The organism is Kitasatospora fiedleri (genome assembly GCF_948472415.1).
GTDB classification, from domain to species: domain Bacteria; phylum Actinomycetota; class Actinomycetes; order Streptomycetales; family Streptomycetaceae; genus Kitasatospora; species Kitasatospora fiedleri.
On the sequence record NZ_OX419519.1, the window covers coordinates 1701356 to 1717971 of the forward strand.

Genomic DNA, 16616 nt, shown 5'->3' on the forward strand with positions numbered 1-16616 from the left:
CCGCCGCCGGCCCGGCGGCGGGCGCGCCCCGTCGGAGGGGCCGGGCCGGTCCCTCCGACGCTCCACCCACGGAGGATCTTGATGACCGATTCCACGGACAGCGAGTCCATGCCGACGCCCGACAACCTGCTGCACACCGGGGCCGAGCACCCGGTCGACCCCGAGGACCTGGTGATGGCCTCGGGGCGCACCCCCACCCCGAAGCTGCTCGCGAAGGCCAAGAAGCAGCTGGAGGAGCAGGGCGCGGCGGCCGTCGAGCGGCTGCTGCCCTGAACCCGGCGCCGCCCGTTCGAATCGGCGGCCGATTTCCCGGAAGCGACCCGGAAGTGACCTGGGTCACGGGAAATCGGCCGCCTCATTCGTTCCCGCACTACCCTCCGGCCTATTGGAGAAACCGCCGGAATGCGGCGCTCCGGAGCGCCGGGGAGCGTGATTTCCCCCACCCTCCGCCCCTTTCCCCCGCCGCGGCCCCGGGGGTTGAACTGCCGCTATGGAGAACCCGGGGACGACACGTCACCGCCGGGTGACAGATCGGCCGAATAGCCCGGGTCTCTCCGGGCCGACCGGTAATGTCGAGGCCGTGCCAGCCAAGCCCGAATCCCCCGAGCAACCGATATCGACCGCACCGCGCACGGTTCCGGTCCGATCCGGACACGGTTCCCTCACCGGAACGACCGATTCCGCGCTCCCGTCGATCAGTCGGCGGCACGCCCTGCTCTTCGGCCTGGTCGGGGTGCTCTACCTGGCGGTGGTCCTGGCCATCCTGTACGACTCCCCGCTGGTCGACCTGGACTGGTCCCTGCAGCAGCTGCGGCCGTACCGGCAGTGGCCCGGGGCGCTGCCCTACCTCGACATCTGGGTGATCGCCGGACAGCGCGGCCCGACCGCGATCGCGGCCTGCCTGTGGCTGGGCTGGCGCTGCTACCGCGCGCACTCCGCCCGGCCGCTGCTGGTGATGGGGATGGCGCTGCTGCTGCTGAACGTCACGGTCGGCGGGGTGAAGATCCTGACCGGCCGGTTGGGCCCGCACTACGCGCACTACGTGGGCTCGCCCGAGCTGTTCTCCGGCGGCAGCATCTTCCCCTCGGGACACACCGCGAACGCCGTGGTCACCTGGGGCGTGCTGGCCTACCTGGCCACCCGCTGGCGGCGCACCGGCACCGTGCTGGCCGGGCTCACCGCGGCCTCGATCGGGCTGACCACCGTCTACCTGGGCACCCACTGGATCTCGGACGTGTTCGCGGGCTGGGCGGCGGGCGCGCTGGTGCTGCTCTCGCTGCCGCTGGCCGAGCCGGCCGTCGCCGCGCTGGACCGGCGGGTGCTGGCCGCCTGGCACCGGGAGGGCCGCTTCGCCCGCCCGGCCGCCGCGCCCCGGCCCCGCCCGACGGCGGCGGCCCGCCCGGCGTGGCCGCCGCACCCGCTGCCGTCCTCAGCTCAGCCCGCCCAGGCGCGCTCCACCACGCCGTCGCACACCGTCAGGTTGAGCCGGTCCGAGCGGTACTCCATGGTCAGCAGCGCCTCCGGCGCCAGCACCCGCACGGTGCGCCAGCCGCGCTCGGCAGCCAGTGCCCGGGCCGGTTCCACCGGCAGCCCCGGGTAGTCGTCCAGCCGGTCGTCCATCGTCCCGCCTCCCCGTTCCCGAAAGGGTGGTGCCCCGCGAGGGGTCCTACCCTGGAAGGGTACGAGGGAGGCGGTTGCGTATGCGGCGGGCCAGGACGCCGAAGGTGTGGCGGAGCGGGAGCGAGCCGGTCACCGCGCGCAGTGACCTGAAGCTGCGGTTCCTGCTGTCGGTGCTGTTCGTGCCGTTCTTCGCGCTGTGCACGGCCGGGTTCGCGGTGTGGGCCGCGCTGGCCTCCCCGCACGGCGCGCCCAGCAGCGGGACGCTGGTGGTGTTCGCGGTGGGCTGCGGGGTGCTGACCCTGGTGGCGGCGGCGGACCTGTGGGTCGTGGTGCGCCGCCGCCGCACCGAGCTGTGAGCCCGCGGCGCCGTCAGGCCGGTGCCGCGGGCCCGGTCAGCGCGAGCCGACCGCCTGCTTGACCAGGGTCCGCCCGAAGTCCCACATCAGGCCGCTGCCGCGGTGGGCGTCGTCCATCACCTCGGTGAAGGCGTCGACGAAGCGGTCGACCTCCTTCTCGGTGACGATCAGCGGCGGGATCAGCTTGATCACCTCCAGGTGGTCGCCGGAGACCTGGGTGAGGATACGGTGCCGCTGGAGCAGCGGGACGACCACCATCTGTGCGAACAGGCCCTTGCGGGCGGCCTGCAGCGCCGTCCAGCCGGTGCGCAGCTTGAGCGACTTGGGGCGGCCGAACTCGATGCCGATCATCAGCCCGCGCCCGCGCACCTCGGCGAGCAGCTCGTACCGCTCGGTCAGCGCCGCCAGCCTGGTCCGGAACAGCTCGCCGACCTTCGCGGCGTTCTCCACCACGCCCTCCTGCCGCATCACGTGCAGGGTGGCCAGGCCGGCCGCCATCGCCTGGGCGTTGGAGCCGAAGCTGGCGGAGTGGACCAGCACCCGGTCCATCGAGGAGTACACCTTCTCGAAGATCCACGACTTGCCGAGCGTCGCCCCGATCGGCACGTACCCGCCGGAGAGCGCCTTGGCGGCGCACACCAGGTCGGGGTGGACGCCCTCCTCGGCCTGGTAGGCGAAGAAGGTGCCGGTGCGGCCGACGCCGGTCTGTACCTCGTCGCAGATCAGCAGCGCCTTGTGCTCGTGCAGCAGCGCCTGGGCGGCGGCCAGCCAGCCGGGCGGCGGGGCGAGCACGCCCTTGCCCTGGATCGGCTCGACGATCAGCGCCGCGACGTCGCCCTTCTTGAGCTCCTTCTTCAGCGCGGCCAGGTCGCCGAGCGGGACCGGGGTGTCGGGCAGCAGCGGGTCGAAGCCCTTGCGGAAGCCGCCCTCGCCGTTGACGGACAGCGAGCCGGCGGTCAGGCCGTGGAAGGCGTGGTCGCAGTACAGGACGCGGCGCTTCCCGGTGGCGTACCGGGCGAACTTGAGCGCCGTCTCGACCGCCTCGGTGCCGCTGTTGCCGAAGAACACCCGGTCCAGGCCGGGCGCGTGGGCGATCAGCTGCTCGGCGAGCAGGCCGGGCAGCGGGGAGCAGTCGAAGCGGGTCAGGTCGGCCGTCTCCAGCTCCATCACCTGCTCGATCGCGGACCGGACGGCGGGGTGGTGCCGGCCGAGCGCGAAGATGCCGAAGCCGGCGAGCATGTCGAGGTACTCGTTGCCCTCGGCGTCGTAGAAGTACGGGCCTTTGGCGCGTTCGTAGTACCGGTCGAAGCCGATGGTGTGCAGCATCCGGGGCAGCTGCGGGTTGAGGTAGCGGGCGTGCAGTTCGTAGCGCTCGCCGCCCCGGGCGTCGAGCAGGGCGGCGAGGTCGAGCGGTTCGGCCTGGGTCACGCTGGTTCGCTCCAATCGGTCACTTGCGCGGCACCCTGGGCCGGTACTCCTGGGCGCCGCTCCGCGTGCCGGGCAGCAGGCGGCGGGCGTAGGCGGCGGTCTGGGCGGCGACGCCGGTGCCGGTGAGCCCGATCTCCTCGAGGATCTCACCGCGCGAGGCGTGCGCCAGGAACTCCTGCGGGATGCCCAGGTCGCGCAGCGGGGTGTCGACCTCGGCGTCCCGCATGGCCTGGGCGACGGCCGCGCCGACGCCGCCGGCCCGGCCGTTGTCCTCGACGGTGACCACCATCCGGTGCGCGGCGGCCAGCGCGACGAGGGCGGGGTCGACCGGCTTGACCCAGCGCGGGTCGACCACGGTGGCGGTGATCCCGTCGGCGGCCAGCAGCGCGGCGGCGTCCAGGCAGGCGGCGGCCATCGGGCCGACGGCGACCAGCAGCACGTCGGGGCTGGGCCCGGTGCGGGCCAGCACGTCGACGCCGCCGATCCGCTCGACCGCCGGGATCGCGGGCCCGAGGTCGCCCTTGGGGAAGCGCACCACGGTGGGGGCGTCCTCGACGGCGACGGCCTCGCGGAGCTGTTCGCGCAGCCGGTCGGCGTCGCGCGGGGCGGCCAGCCGCAGCCCGGGGACGACCTGGAGGACCGACATGTCCCACATGCCGTTGTGCGAGGCCCCGTCGTTGCCGGTGACCCCGGCCCGGTCGAGCACGAAGGTGACGCCCAGCCGGTGCAGCGCGACGTCCATCAGCACCTGGTCGAAGGCCCGGTTCAGGAAGGTCGCATAGACCGCGACGACCGGGTGCAGCCCGCCGGTGGCCAGGCCCGCGGCGGAGGCCACCGCGTGCTGCTCGGCGATCCCGACGTCGTAGGTGCGCCCGGGGTGGGCCGCGGCGAACGGGCCGAGCCCGACCGGGTGCAGCATCGCGGCGGTGATCGCCACGATGTCGGGCCGCTCGGCGCCGAGCGCGAGCATCTCCTGCCCGAACACGGACGTCCAGGAGGCGCCGGCGGACGGGGAGACCGGCAGGCAGGTGTACGGGTCGATCGGGCCCACCGCGTGGAAGCGGTCGGCCTCGTCCTGCTCGGCGGGCCGGTAGCCGCGGCCCTTGACGGTCAGGCAGTGCACGATGACGGGCCCGCCGAAGTGCCGGGCCTGGCGCAGCGCCTGCTCGACGGCGGCGATGTCGTGGCCGTCGATCGGGCCGAGGTACTTGAGGCCGAGGTCCTCGAACATGCCCTGCGGGGCGAAGGCGTCCTTGAAGCCCTTCTTGGCGCCGTGCAGCGCGTCGAACAGCGGCGGTCCGACCACCGGGGTGCGCTGGAGGGCGTCCTTGCCCCAGGCGAGGAAGCGCTCGTAGCCGCGGGTGGTGCGCAGGGTGGCGAGGTGGTGGGCCAGGCCGCCGATGGTCGGCGCGTAGGAGCGCTCGTTGTCGTTGACGACGATGACCAGCGGGCGGTCCTCGGCCTCGGCGATGTTGTTGAGCGCCTCCCAGGCCATGCCGCCGGTGAGCGCGCCGTCGCCGATCACCGCGACGGTGCAGCGGTCGACGCCGAGCAGCTGGTTGGCCTTGGCGATGCCGTCGGCGTAGCCGAGCGCGGTGGAGGCGTGCGAGTTCTCGATCAGGTCGTGCTCGGACTCGGCCCGCGAGGGGTAGCCGGACAGGCCGTCCTTGGCGCGCAGCCGGCCGAAGTCCTGCCGGCCGGTGAGCAGCTTGTGGACGTACGCCTGGTGGCCGGTGTCCCACAGCACGCGGTCGTGCGGGGAGTCGAAGACCCGGTGCAGGGCGATGCTGAGCTCGACCACGCCGAGGTTGGGGCCGAGGTGGCCGCCGGTGCGGGTGACGGCGTCGATCAGGAAGTCGCGGATCTCGTCGGCGAGCAGCGGCAGCTGCTCGGGGTGCAGGCTTCGGAGGTCGGCGGGCCCGGTGATCCGGCTCAGCAGTGGCATGGCGTACCCCTCACGGCTGGTTCGGTGTGCGTGGACTGTCGGTGTCCAGCCTGCGGCCCGGCGGTCGCGGTCGCCTGTCGGCGTGGGCCGCCCGCGCGGGCGCGGGCGGCCGGCTGACGGCCGGTCAGACCGCCTTGGGCGAGGCGAGCGTCTCGCGGGCGGCGCGGATCGACTCCTTGAGCGAGCCCATGGTGGCGAGCACCGCGGTCGGCTCGTAGCCGCAGTGGGCCATGCAGTTGTCGCAGCGCGGGTCGCGGCCGCGGCCGTACTTGTCCCAGTCGGTCTTCTCGATCAGTTCGCGGTAGGTGGGGACGTAGCCGTCCGACATCAGGTAGCAGGGGCGCTGCCAGCCGAACAGCGAGTAGTTGGGGATGCCCCAGGCGGTGCACTCGAAGTCGACCTTGCCCTCCAGGAAGTCCAGGAAGAGCGGGCTGTGGTTGAGCCGCCAGCGCCGCCGGTTGCCGCCGGCGAACGCCGTGCGGAACAGCTCGCGGGTCTGCTCGACGCCGAGGAAGTGCTCCTGGTCGGGGGCCTTCTCGTAGGCGTAGGCCGGGGAGATCATCATCTCGTCGACCTTGAGGTCGTCGTTGAGGAAGTCCAGCACCTCGACCACGGTCTGCGCGGTGTCGGTGTTGAAGAAGGTCGAGTTGGTGGTGACCCGGAAGCCCCGCCGCTTGGCCTCCTTGATCGCCTCGACCGCCTCCGCGAACGTCCCCTCCTTGGCCACCGAGGCGTCGTGCCGCTCCTCCAGGCCGTCGATGTGGACGGCGAAGGTGAAGTACGGCGAAGGGGTGAACTTCTCCAGCTTCTTGCGCAGCAGCAGGGCGTTGGTGCACAGGAAGACGTACTTGCGGCGGGCCACCAGCTGGCGGACGATCTCGTCGATCTGGGGGTGCATCAGCGGCTCGCCGCCGGCGATGGAGACCATCGGGGCCCCGCACTCCAGGACCGCGCCGACCGCCTGGGCGACCGGCATCCGCTGCTTGAGGACGCCCGCCGGGTGCTGGATCTTCCCGCAGCCCTCGCACTTGAGGTTGCAGGCGAACAGCGGCTCCAGCTCGACGATGAGCGGGAACTTCTTCCGGCCCCTGATCTTCTGCTGCATGAGGTAGGTGGACACGCGGACGGTCTGGCGCAGCGGCATGGCCATGGCTTAGCTCGCCTCCTGGGGGAGCGTCGAGGGCTGTGGGTTCGTCGGCTGGGCGGGCGCGGCAACGGCCTGCCGGTGCCACGCGGTGAGGGCGGGGACGGCGGCGCGCAGGGTCCGCCAGGCCTGCACCCCGGCGGGCAGGGTGCCGGGGCGGATCAGTTCCCGCTCGGGGGTGTCGACCACCACCCGCAGCACGGCCGCGGGCAGGTCGGGGGCGTGCGCGGCCCGGGCGGCCAGCACGGCGGCGGCCTCCATGTCGACGGCGAGCGCGCCCTCGCGGTGCAGCCGGGCCCGTTCGGCGCCGCGCACCACGTGGTCGGCGGTGCGGTGGGTGCCGAGGTGGACCCGCAGGCCGGCCTCCTCCAGGGCGGTGGCCAGCGCGGGTGCGGAGGCCAGCGGGTGGTCGCCGCCCTCGGCGTCGGTGACCCGGTCGGCGACGATCACCTCGCCGGGGCGCACCCCGGGCCCGAGCGCGGCGCCGAACCCGGCGACCAGCAGCGCGCCGTAGCCGCCGGCGTCGAGCAGGGCGGCGGCCTGCCGCCCGGCGGCCCGGCGGCCCATGCCGGTGCGGGTCAGCACCGGGGGCCGCCGACCGCGCCGGACCAGTCACCGCCGCGCAGCGCCCAGGCTTCGGGCCCGAGCGCGCACAGCACCAGCAGCGGGGCGCTCACGCGTCCGCCCCGGTCTCGTGGGGCGGGCGCTCCGCGCCCGCGGTCCCTTCGATGATGGGCTCACTCCGTTCGCTCATCGTTCACCCGCTCGGCCGAGCGGGGCGTCGTGCACGTAGCGGCCGAGCGCGGTGACCGGGAAGACCAGCCGGTACAGGTGGTAGTTGATGGAGAAGTCCCAGGGGAAGCCGGTGCCGGTGAACTGTGGTTCGTCCCACGTCCCGTCGCCGCGCTGGGTGGCGGTGAGCCAGGCGACGCCGCGGGCGACCGGCTCGGAGTCGCGCTCGCCGGCCGCGAGCAGCGCCATCAGCGCCCAGGCGGTCTGCGAGGCGGTGGACTCGCCGCGGCCGGCCCAGGTGGCCGGGTCCTCGTAGGAGCGCATGTCCTCGCCCCAGCCGCCGTCCGGGTTCTGCCGGTCGGTCAGCCAGGCGACGGCGCGCCGGACGGCGGGGTGGCCGGGGGCGATCCCGGCGGCGATCAGCGCGGGCACCACCGAGCCGGTGCCGTAGATGTAGTTGGTGCCCCAGCGGCCGAACCAGGAGCCGTCCGCCTCCTGGTGGCGCAGCAGCCAGGCGACGCCGCGCCGGGTGCGCGGGTCCCGGGCGCGGCCGGTCTCGGCGAGCATCTCCACCACGTGCGCGGTGACGTCCGCCGAGGGCGGGTCGATGACCTCGCCGAAGTCGCAGAACGGGAGCTTGTTGGGGAGCTTGCTGGTGTTGTCGGCGTCGAAGGCCCCCCAGGCGCCGTCCTTGGACTGCATGCCGAGGTTCCAGCGGACGGCCCGCTCGACGGCGCCGTCCAGCCGGGCGGCGTCGGGGTGGTCGATCCGGCGCAGCGCGAGGACCACCTCGGCGGTGTCGTCCACGTCCGGGTAGGTGTCGTTCTCGAACTCGAAGGCCCAGCCGCCGGGGGCCAGCCGGGGGCGCTTGACGGCCCAGTCGCCGCGGGTGGTGATCTCCTCGTCGAGCATCCAGCCGCCGGCCCGGACCAGCGCGGGGTGGTCGCCGGGCAGTCCGGCGTCGCGCAGCGCGATGGCGGCCAGGCAGGTGTCCCAGACCGGGGACTGGCAGGCCTCCAGCCAGCGCTTGCCGTCCTCGGTGTGGACGGTGAAGGAGTCGAAGGCGGCGAGTCCGGCCTTCATCACCGGGTGGTCGAGCCGGTAGCCGAGCAGCCGCAGGGCGATCAGCGAGTAGACGGCGGGCGGCTGGATGCCGCCCCAGCAGCCGTCGGCCTCCTGCCGCTCGATGATCCAGCCGGCGGCCTGCCGCAGCGCCAGGCGGCGCACCGGCTTGATGGCGTGCCGGTGGTAGCGGTGCATCAGCTGGTCGAGCCGCTGGAACAGGCCGTCCCAGGTGTGTGGAGGGGCCAGCGGGCGCTCGGGGTACGGGTTCGCCGGGTCGGTGTGCAGCTCGGTGAGGCCGAACGGGGCGGGGCGGACCGGGCGGTGCGCGGAGACCACGGTGAGCGGGACGATGGTCTGCCGGGCCCACTGGCCGAAGGAGTAGATGTTCAGCGGTGCCCAGCTGGGCAGGAACAGCACCTCGGGCGGCAGCTCGGGGAGCTTCTCCCAGGGCCACCAGCCGAACAGGGCGAGCCAGATCCGGGTGAACACCCGGCTGGCGGCGATGCCGCCGCGCTCGCGGACGAAGGCGGCGGCGGCCCGCATGTGCGGGGCGTCCGGCGCGTCCCCGGCGAGCCGGAGGGCGACGTACGCCTCGACGGTGGTGGAGAGTTCGGGCGGGCCGCCGTGGAAGGTGGCCCAGGTGCCGTCCTCCCGCTGGCGGGAACGGACCCAGGCCGCGGTGGCCCGGGTCTGCTCCTCGGTGCGGATGCCCAGGAACTCCCTGAGCAGCAGGTCTTCGGCGTCCATGGTGACGTTGGTCTCCAGGTCGCCCTTCCACCAGCCGTCGGCGTGCTGGAGTGACAGCAGGTGTGCGGTGGCACGGCTGAGCGCCGCCGCGGGTGAGGAATCGTCAGATCGTGTTAAGGCAACTGAGGTTTGGGGTCCGAGCCTTCCACCCGCGGTTGCTGTCACTCTTACGTCACCTCTCTCTGACCACCACGAATTCGGCGAGTGCGACGAAGTGCTCGCGCACCTCGTCGGCCATGGGCACCTCGCCGAGGGCGGCGAGGGCGGTGTCGTACTGGCGGCGGGCCTCTTCCTGCGTCCAGGCCCGGCCGCCGGCCTGCTCGATCAGCGCGGCGCGGGCGGCGAGCACCTGCTCGCTCTCCTCGCCGCGGCCGGTCGGGTCGGCCAGCTGTGCGGCCAGCTCGCGGGAGGCGGCGCCCCCCTCGGCCAGCGCGGCGCACACCGGCAGCGACTTCTTGCGCGACCGGAGGTCGCTCCAGTGCGGCTTGCCGGTCACTTCGGTGGCGCCCCAGATGCCCAGCAGGTCGTCCACCGCCTGGAACGCCAGGCCCAGGTGGTAGCCGTACCGCTGGAGCGCGCCGGAGACCCGGTCGTCGGCCCCGGCCAGCACGGCGCCGATCGCGGCCGAGGCCGCCAGCAGGGCGCCGGTCTTGCCGCCCTCCATGGCCAGGCACTCCTCGACCGTCACGACGTCGCGCTGTTCGAACGAGACGTCCAGCGCCTGGCCGTCGATCAGCCCCCGGGTGGCGGTGGTGATCAGCCGGACCGCGCGGGCGGCGTCGGCCGGGTCGGCCCCGCCGGTCACCGCGGCGTCCAGCAGGACCTCGGTGCCGAGGGTGGCGAGCGCGTCGCCGACCAGCACGGCCTGGGCCGGGCCGAACACCGTCCAGGCGGTGGCCCGGTGCCTGCGTGTCTCGTCACCGTCCATCAGATCATCATGGAGCAGCGAGAAATTGTGCACCAGCTCCACCGACACGCCGCCCGGTACGCCCACCCGCGCGTCGGCGCCCACCGCCTCGGCCGACAGCAGGGCCAGCGCCGGGCGCACGGCCTTGCCGCCGTCGCCCGCGGCCGGCCGGCCGTCCCGGTCGATCCAGCCGAAGTGGTAGGCGGCGACGGTGTCCATCGGTGCCGCCAAACGGGCGATGGCCGCGCGCATCGGCGGCGTGCAGAGCGTGCGTCCGCGCGCCAGCAGGTCCAGGACGGTCGGGGTGTCCTCGACCGTCGAGCCGGTGCGTGCCTCCACGTGCGTTCCCTCTCGGTGCGTCCGCCCGGCCGCGGCGGGCGGCCGTCCGGTTGTGGTGTCGGTGGTCGGGGAGTGGGGGCTCGGCGTCATCGGGGCCACCGCCCGTCCCCCCGGTCGACCGGGAGCCGGCCGTGGCCGGACAGGGCGGCGTCGGCGGCGGCGTGGCCGCTGCGCACCGCGCCCTCCATGGTGGCCGGCCAGCCGGTGGCCGTCCACGACCCGGCGAGCAGGATGCCGGGCAGGTCGGTGCGCGCGCCGGGGCGCAGCCGGGCGGTGCCGGGCGCCGGGTCGAAGGTGGCGGTGCGCTCCCGGGTGACGAAGAAGTCCAGCACCCCGGCGCCGCGGGCCGCGGGCAGCAGCCGCTCCAGCTCCGGCAGGTAGCGGGCGCGCAGCTCGGCGACCGGCAGGTCGATCTCGTCCTCGGCGGCGGACTGCGAGAGCGCCAGGTACTGGGCGCCGGGGACGGCCAGGCCGGAGTGCCGGGTGCGGTCGAAGACGAACTGCACCGGGGAGCCGAGCGCCGCGAAGAACGGGCGGCGGATCAGCGGCCGGTCGTAGACCACGTGCACGTTGAGGATCGGGGCGGTGCCGAAGTCGGCCAGCCGCCGCTGGTCGGGGATCGCGCCGGGCGGCAGCAGGGCGGCCGCGGTGTCCTGGGCGCCGGCCAGCACCACGGTGTCGGCGGTGAGCAGTTCGCCGCCCTCCAGCCGGACGGCGTGCGGTTCGGCGGCCTTCAGCTCGGCGGCCCGGGTGCGCAGCAGCACCCGGACGCCGGCCCGCTCCAGCTCGGCCAGCGCCCGGTCGTGGTGGATCTCGCCGAGCGGGACGGCGGCGGTGCCGATGTCGGCGGCGCCGGGGTCGGAGAGCAGGCCGGTCTTGAACACCATCGCGGCCAGCGCCATCGAGGTGCGGTCGGCGGTGGCGTTCAGGGTGGCCACGCCGACCAGGTCCCAGACGGCGGCCACGGTGGCCGGGGTCTGGCCGTGCCGGCGCAGCCAGTCGCCGAAGGAGACGTCGTCCAGCGCCGGGTCGGCGAGGTCGAGCCGCTGCAGGGCGAGCGCGCCGCGCACCACCCGCAGCCGGTCGGCCGGGCCCAGGTGGCGGTAGGTGGCCAGGCTGCCGGCCAGGTGCAGCGGGACGGGCAGGTCGGCGCGGCGCAGCCGGCCCAGGGTGCGGGTGCCGTCGGGGGCGAGGGCGAGCACCGGGACGTCCAGCCGGGGCTGGATCTCGACCAGCCGGTCGGCGCCGAGCCGGTCGACCAGGCCGCGGTAGGCGGTGCAGCAGCGCAGGTAGACGTGCTGGCCGTTGTCCACGGTCAGTTCGCCGCGCTTGAAGGAGAAGGCCAGGCCGCCGAGCCGGGGCCGGGCCTCCAGCAGGGTGGTGCGCACGCCCGCGTCGGCCAGGCGGAGGGCGGCGGTGATCCCGGCCAGGCCGCCGCCGACGACCACGGCGGTGCGCTCGCGCGGCGCTGTCGGCGTGCTCATCGGCCCTCCCGGACGGCAGTGGACGGTGGGCACAACAACGTGCGCATGCCTCGTGATTCCCTGTTGACACAGCGTGACAGAACTGGCGCGAGAATCAAGAACGCCCTCCGGCGAGCCCGGACAGTGCCACGTACGCCTTCTCCCAGCCGGGCAGCGAGACCCGACCGCGGAGCACCGAGTGTGGGTCGGCGGCGATCCGGCCGAGCAGGCGGTGGTAGATGCCGGCCATCGCGGCGGTGGCGGCGCGGCTGCGGCGGTCGAGCATCGGCAGCAGCCGCAGGCCCTCCTCGAAGGCGCGCTGGGCGCGTTCGGCCTCGAAGGCGACCAGGCCGGCGAAGTCGGCGTCGGCCGGGAGGGCGGCCGGGGCGAAGCCCGCCCGGCAGCCGAACCGGTCCAGGTCCTCGGTGGGCAGGTAGGTGCGGCCGTTCAGGGCGTCCTCGCGCAGGTCGCGCAGGATGTTGGTGAGCTGCAGGGCCAGGCCCAGGGTGTCGGCGTACTCGGCGCCGCGCTCCCACTCGTCGCAGCCGTAGACGCCCAGCGAGAGCCGGCCGATCGAGCCGGCCACGCAGCGGCAGTAGACCTTGAGCTCGTCGTAGGTGCGGTACTCGACGCCCTTGAGGTCCATCTCGACGCCGTCGATCAGCTCGTCGAAGCCGTCGAGCGGGATCGGGAAGCGGCGGGCCGCGTCGGCCAGCGCGACCTTGATCGGGTCGGTGTCCTCCTCGGCGACGGCGCCCGCCCGGACCTCGTCCAGCAGGGCGCGGGTGCGGGCCAGTGCCTCGGCCTTCTGCCCGTCGGGCAGTTCGCCGTCGCCGATGTCGTCGACCCGGCGGGCCAGCGCGTACAGCGCCGACATCGCCAGCCGCTTGGCCTCGGGCAGCAGCCGGATGCCGTAGCTGAAGTTGCGGGCCTGTAGGGCGGTGACCGCCTCGCAGTACCGGTACGCCGCCATGACCGGCGCGGACGCCAGTGGTGATGCCCCCACGCGGGCGCTCACCTTCCCTTCACGAAGAGTGCCGCCGCCCGGCCGGCCAGGCGGCGCTTGTCGGGCTTCGCCCGGTGCGCGAGCACGTCGAACCCGACCGCCTCGACGGCGTCCAGGGCCGCGTACCCGCCGGCGGTGAATCCCGCCAGCAGCAGTCGGAGCCTCCCGTGAACCGTACCCACCAGGGGCGCGCCGCGGTCGAGCAGGGTCCGGGCCCGGCTCGCCTCCCAGGCGACCAGCTGGCGCACGCCGCGGGAGGCGGTGTCGGCGGCGAGGTCGCGCTCGGTGACGCCGAAGGCCGCCAGGTCCTCCAGCGGGAGGTAGATCCGGCCGCGGTCGAGGTCCTCGGCGACGTCCTGGAGGTGCTCGACGATCTGCAGCGCGGTGCAGATCGCGTCGGACAGCTCGATCCGCTCCGGGGTGGCCCGGCCGGCCAGCGCCAGCACCAGGCGGCCGACCGGGTCGGCGGAGAGCGTGCAGTAGTGGCGCAGGTCCGCGTAGCCGGGGTAGCGGGTGGTGGTCTGGTCCACCCGGTTGGCCTCGATCAGCCGGCGGAACGGCTCGGGGGTGACGGCGTGCCGCTCGATCAGCGGGACCAGCCGGCGCATCAGCGGGTGCCGGGGCTCGGCCGGGTCGGTGCCCAGGACGGTGCCGTGCGGGGACCGGTCGCCGCCGAGGGCGGTGGCGAAGGCGCGGTCGAGGTCGCGCTCCAGGCCGTCGAGCAGGGCGAGCCGGAAGCCCTCGTCCGCGGGCGCGCCCGGCACGTCCAGCAGCCGGGCGACGGCGGCCGGGTCGGCGAGGTCGCCGTCCCCCGCGTCGTCGACCAGGCGGGCGAAGCCGTAGACCGCCATCAGGTCGCCGCGCCAGGCGGCGGGCAGGAAGCCGGGGGCGACCGGGAAGTTCTCCAGGTCGGCCTTGTCCAGCGTCACCGCCATTGTCTGGTTATCTGACTTAGTTGAATCCGACACTGCCGTCACTCCCCCGTTCTACACCGGGCCGCACCGCCACCGCGCCACGGACACGCTTCCGCCACCGCGCCTTCACCCGCCGCACGGCGCAGGGCCGGTGCCCGGGGAGCCGCTCCCCGCGCACCGGCCCTGCGCCGTGCGGTCCGCCCCCGCTCAGGGGCGCTCGCCCTTCTCGTAGCGGCGGACCACCTCGTCGGTGTGCCCGTCCATGATCAGCTCGCCGTGCTCGATCCAGATTGTGCGCTCGCAGACCTCGCGGATCGCGTTGTTGTCGTGGCTGACCAGGAAGACCGTGCCGGCCTCCTTGCGCAGCTCGTTGATCCGGGCCTTGGAGCGCTGCTGGAAGCCCTGGTCACCGGTGGCGAGCGCCTCGTCGATCAGCAGCACGTCGTGGGTCTTCGCCGCCGCGATGGAGAACCGCAGGCGGGCGCCCATGCCGGAGGAGTAGGTGCGCATCGGCAGCGAGATGAAGTCGCCCTTCTCGTTGATGCCCGAGAAGTCGACGATGTTCTGGTAGCGCTTGCGCACCTGGGCCGGGGACATGCCCATCGCCAGGCAGCCCAGCACCACGTTGCGCTCGCCGGTCAGCTCGTTCATCAGCGCCGCGTTGACGCCCAGCAGTGAGGGCTGGCCGTTGGTGTAGATGCCGCCCCGCTCGGTCGGCAGCAGGCCGGCGATGGCCGCCAGCATGGTCGACTTGCCGGAGCCGTTGGAGCCGATCAGGCCGATCGCCTCGCCCCTGTAGGCGGTGAAGCTGATGCCCCGCACGGCGTGCACCTCGCGGACGCCGGAGGCGCGCTTGCGGGTGAGGATGCGGCTCAGCGCCGAGGTGGCGCTGCCCTTGCCGGAGCCCGCGCCGTGCACCCGGTAGACGATGTGCACGTCGTCGACGACCACGGTGGGCTGGCGCGTCATGTCGGCGTCCTGGACGTAGGTCTTGGTCAGGTCGGTGTCAGCCACGGCCGTACTCCTCCTCGGCCTTCCAGAAGAAGACGAATCCGATGACGAACAGCCCGACGCCCCAGGCGATGCCGTACGTCCACTGGTGCGGGGGCAGGGACTGGTGCACCGGCTGGTGCGGGTTGTAGATGACGGGGGCGAAGGCGTGCCGGAGCAGGTTCATGTAGACCGACGCCGGGTTGACGTCGCAGAGCACCTGGATCACGCGCGGCCAGGAGCTGACCCGGTCCTGGATGCTGAACATCACGCCGGACAGGAACATCCACGCCCGCATCACGAACGGGATGAGCTGGGAGATGTCACTGGTCTTGGCGCCGATCCGGGCGAAGACCAGCGAGACGCCGGTGTTGAACAGCGTCTGCAGGAGCAGTGCCGGGATGATCAGCAGCCAGGTCGGGCCCGGGGTGATGCCGGCCGCCAGCACCGTCACCACCAGCACCACCATCGAGATCAGCAGCTGCTGCAGCTGGATCACGGTGAAGGCGATCGGCAGGCTGGCGCGCGGGAAGTGCAGCGCCCGGATCAGGCCGAGGTTGTCGGAGATCGCCCGGGTGCCGGACTGCACCGCGTTCTGGGTGAACTGGAAGATGAAGACGCCGATGCACAGCCAGGCGATGTAGGTGCCGTCCGGGAAGCCTTCCTTGCTCCGCAGGATGACGCCGAAGACCAGGTAGAACACGCCGCAGTTGAGCAGCGGGGTCACCACCTGCCAGAGCTGGCCGAGCTTGGCGTCGGTGTACTGGGCCACCAGGCGGGCGGTGGCGAAGGCCCAGATGAAGTGGCGTCGCGCCCAGAGCTGCTTGGTGTACGCGAACAGACCAGGCCGGGCACCGCTCACCGACAGGCCGTACCTGTCCGCGAGCTGCTTGGGGGTCAGGCCCGCGTCCGCACCCCTGGGGGCCGAGGGGCTGACGGGTTCACTCACTGTCGACACATTCGTCCTTCACGCGGGATCGGTCGGGGCGGCCGGTCGACGGGGGTCCGCCGGCCTGCGCCGAGGGGGATCCACTGGATCACGGGGGTCCGGCCGGTGTTGCTCACCGACCGGGCGATCAAGCACTGATCCAATCAGATGATCGGAGGTCGGCCTAGTCTGGTCAGACGCCAGACCGTACGCCATCGCATGGGCCGCCGCGGACCGCAGGGCTCGCGGAAGCCCGCCCGGAAACCGCCCAGCCAGGCCCTCAGCCCCTCGGCGGAGGGACGGCGGGCCACCGTGAGCAGGAACCAGGTTCCCAAGTAGAGAGGCACCAGCGGGGCCGGAAGGTTCCGCCGGGCCAGCCAGACCCGGTTGCGGGCCACGTTGTGGAAGTACGCGGCGTGCCGGGCCGGGGAGGTCGCCGGGTGGTGCAGGACGACGTCCGGGCGGTAGTCGATCGACCAGCCGGCGTCCAGCGCCCGCCAGGCCAGGTCGGTCTCCTCGTGGGCGTAGAAGAACTCCGCGGGCAGCTGGCCGGCCTGCGGGAAGACCGCGCTGCGCACCGCGCTGGCGCCGCCCAGGAAGGTGGTCACCCGGGAGCCGTGCATCGGGTCGCTGGCCCGCAGCCGGGGCACGTGGCGGCGCTGGGTGGTGCCGGTCTCCGGGTCGGCGATCCGGAACGAGACGATGCCCAGCGCCGGGTCGGCGGTGAACGCCTCGCGCAGCAGCTTCGCCGAGTCGGTGTTCGGCAGCAGGCCGTCGTCGTCCAGGAAGAGCACCGCGTCGACGTCCCGGCCGTCCGGGCCGAACAGCTCGATGCCGACGTTGCGGCCGCCCGGGATGCCGAGGTTCTCGGGCAGCTCGACGCTGCGCACGCCCTCGGGCAGGACCGGCAGCGGGGCGCCGTTGCCGACCACCGCGAGCTCCACCGGCGGGCCCTGCTGGGCGCGCACCGACTCGATCAGGGCGTTCAGCTCGGCGGGCCGGTTGCCCATCGTGATGATGACCGCGCCGAGG

15 protein-coding genes are annotated in these 16616 nt (G+C 73.7%); 3 read left to right on the plus strand and 12 right to left on the minus strand.

Features of this window, described 5'->3' with window-relative positions; translation table 11 throughout:
- The first annotated feature begins 81 nt into the window (after nt 1-81).
- From QMQ26_RS08150 to QMQ26_RS08165, 3 genes are all read left to right on the plus strand, one after another.
- Nucleotides 82-273: a hypothetical protein gene (locus QMQ26_RS08150; protein WP_282205241.1), complete on the plus strand. Its 192-nt coding sequence runs from the start codon at nt 82-84 to the stop codon at nt 271-273.
- 460 nt (nt 274-733) lie between these two features.
- Nucleotides 734-1600, plus strand: a complete 867-nt coding sequence (locus QMQ26_RS38205) for a phosphatase PAP2 family protein (protein WP_404814094.1) — start codon at nt 734-736, stop codon at nt 1598-1600.
- Nucleotides 1601-1724: 124 nt separating this feature from the next.
- On the plus strand, nt 1725-1976 hold the full coding sequence (locus QMQ26_RS08165) for a DUF6343 family protein (RefSeq protein ID WP_282205242.1): 252 nt from the start codon (nt 1725-1727) through the stop codon (nt 1974-1976).
- Nucleotides 1977-2012: 36 nt separating this feature from the next.
- Here QMQ26_RS08165 and QMQ26_RS08170 read toward each other — a convergent pair whose 3' ends face one another.
- From QMQ26_RS08170 to QMQ26_RS08225, 12 genes are all read right to left on the minus strand, one after another.
- A complete protein-coding gene (locus QMQ26_RS08170; RefSeq protein WP_100835516.1) occupies nt 2013-3404 on the minus strand; it encodes an aspartate aminotransferase family protein in 1392 nt (463 codons plus the stop codon).
- 19 nt (nt 3405-3423) lie between these two features.
- On the minus strand, nt 3424-5349 hold the full coding sequence (gene dxs, locus QMQ26_RS08175) for a 1-deoxy-D-xylulose-5-phosphate synthase (protein WP_282205243.1): 1926 nt from the start codon (nt 5347-5349) through the stop codon (nt 3424-3426).
- A gap of 124 nt (nt 5350-5473) precedes the next feature.
- On the minus strand, nt 5474-6499 hold the full coding sequence (gene hpnH / locus QMQ26_RS08180; RefSeq protein ID WP_282205244.1) for an adenosyl-hopene transferase HpnH: 1026 nt from the start codon (nt 6497-6499) through the stop codon (nt 5474-5476).
- Between the two features lie 3 nt (nt 6500-6502).
- Nucleotides 6503-7078, minus strand: coding sequence for a phosphorylase family protein (locus tag QMQ26_RS08185; protein WP_282205245.1), 576 nt, complete (start codon nt 7076-7078; stop codon nt 6503-6505).
- Nucleotides 7079-7243: 165 nt separating this feature from the next.
- On the minus strand, nt 7244-9202 hold the full coding sequence (shc, locus tag QMQ26_RS08190) for a squalene--hopene cyclase (RefSeq protein ID WP_282205246.1): 1959 nt from the start codon (nt 9200-9202) through the stop codon (nt 7244-7246).
- Between the two features lie 7 nt (nt 9203-9209).
- Nucleotides 9210-10283, minus strand: coding sequence for a polyprenyl synthetase family protein (locus tag QMQ26_RS08195; protein WP_282205247.1), 1074 nt, complete (start codon nt 10281-10283; stop codon nt 9210-9212).
- 86 nt (nt 10284-10369) lie between these two features.
- Complete coding sequence (gene hpnE / locus QMQ26_RS08200; RefSeq protein ID WP_282205248.1) at nt 10370-11767, minus strand: hydroxysqualene dehydroxylase HpnE; 1398 nt, start codon at nt 11765-11767, stop codon at nt 10370-10372.
- Between the two features lie 94 nt (nt 11768-11861).
- Nucleotides 11862-12719, minus strand: a complete 858-nt coding sequence (hpnD, locus tag QMQ26_RS08205) for a presqualene diphosphate synthase HpnD (protein ID WP_282206465.1) — start codon at nt 12717-12719, stop codon at nt 11862-11864.
- A gap of 41 nt (nt 12720-12760) precedes the next feature.
- Nucleotides 12761-13687: a squalene synthase HpnC gene (gene hpnC, locus QMQ26_RS08210; RefSeq protein WP_282205249.1), complete on the minus strand. Its 927-nt coding sequence runs from the start codon at nt 13685-13687 to the stop codon at nt 12761-12763.
- A 186-nt stretch (nt 13688-13873) separates the two neighbouring features.
- Entirely contained in the window at nt 13874-14635 is a 762-nt protein-coding gene (locus QMQ26_RS08215) for an ABC transporter ATP-binding protein (protein ID WP_111554476.1), read from the minus strand.
- Nucleotides 14636-14672: 37 nt separating this feature from the next.
- Nucleotides 14673-15614, minus strand: coding sequence for an ABC transporter permease (locus QMQ26_RS08220; protein ID WP_111554326.1), 942 nt, complete (start codon nt 15612-15614; stop codon nt 14673-14675).
- Between the two features lie 134 nt (nt 15615-15748).
- Nucleotides 15749-16594 carry a glycosyltransferase family 2 protein gene (locus tag QMQ26_RS08225; RefSeq protein ID WP_282206466.1) on the minus strand — a complete coding sequence of 282 codons (846 nt, stop codon included), beginning with the start codon at nt 16592-16594 and terminating at the stop codon, nt 15749-15751.
- Between the last annotated feature and the right edge of the window lie 22 nt (nt 16595-16616).

What these genes read in the sequence shown, in the direction of transcription:
- QMQ26_RS08150 (WP_282205241.1), top strand. Translation starts at nt 82, where the DNA reads ATGACCGATTCCACGGACAGCGAGTCCATGCCGACGCCCGACAACCTG.
- dxs (WP_282205243.1), bottom strand. Translation starts at nt 5,349, where the DNA reads ATGCCACTGCTGAGCCGGATCACCGGGCCCGCCGACCTCCGAAGCCTG.
- hpnH (WP_282205244.1), bottom strand. Translation starts at nt 6,499, where the DNA reads ATGGCCATGCCGCTGCGCCAGACCGTCCGCGTGTCCACCTACCTCATG.
- hpnE (WP_282205248.1), bottom strand. Translation starts at nt 11,767, where the DNA reads ATGAGCACGCCGACAGCGCCGCGCGAGCGCACCGCCGTGGTCGTCGGC.
- hpnD (WP_282206465.1), bottom strand. Translation starts at nt 12,719, where the DNA reads ATGGCGGCGTACCGGTACTGCGAGGCGGTCACCGCCCTACAGGCCCGC.
- hpnC (WP_282205249.1), bottom strand. Translation starts at nt 13,687, where the DNA reads ATGGCGGTGACGCTGGACAAGGCCGACCTGGAGAACTTCCCGGTCGCC.
- QMQ26_RS08215 (WP_111554476.1), bottom strand. Translation starts at nt 14,635, where the DNA reads ATGACGCGCCAGCCCACCGTGGTCGTCGACGACGTGCACATCGTCTAC.
- QMQ26_RS08225 (WP_282206466.1), bottom strand. Translation starts at nt 16,594, where the DNA reads ATGGGCAACCGGCCCGCCGAGCTGAACGCCCTGATCGAGTCGGTGCGC.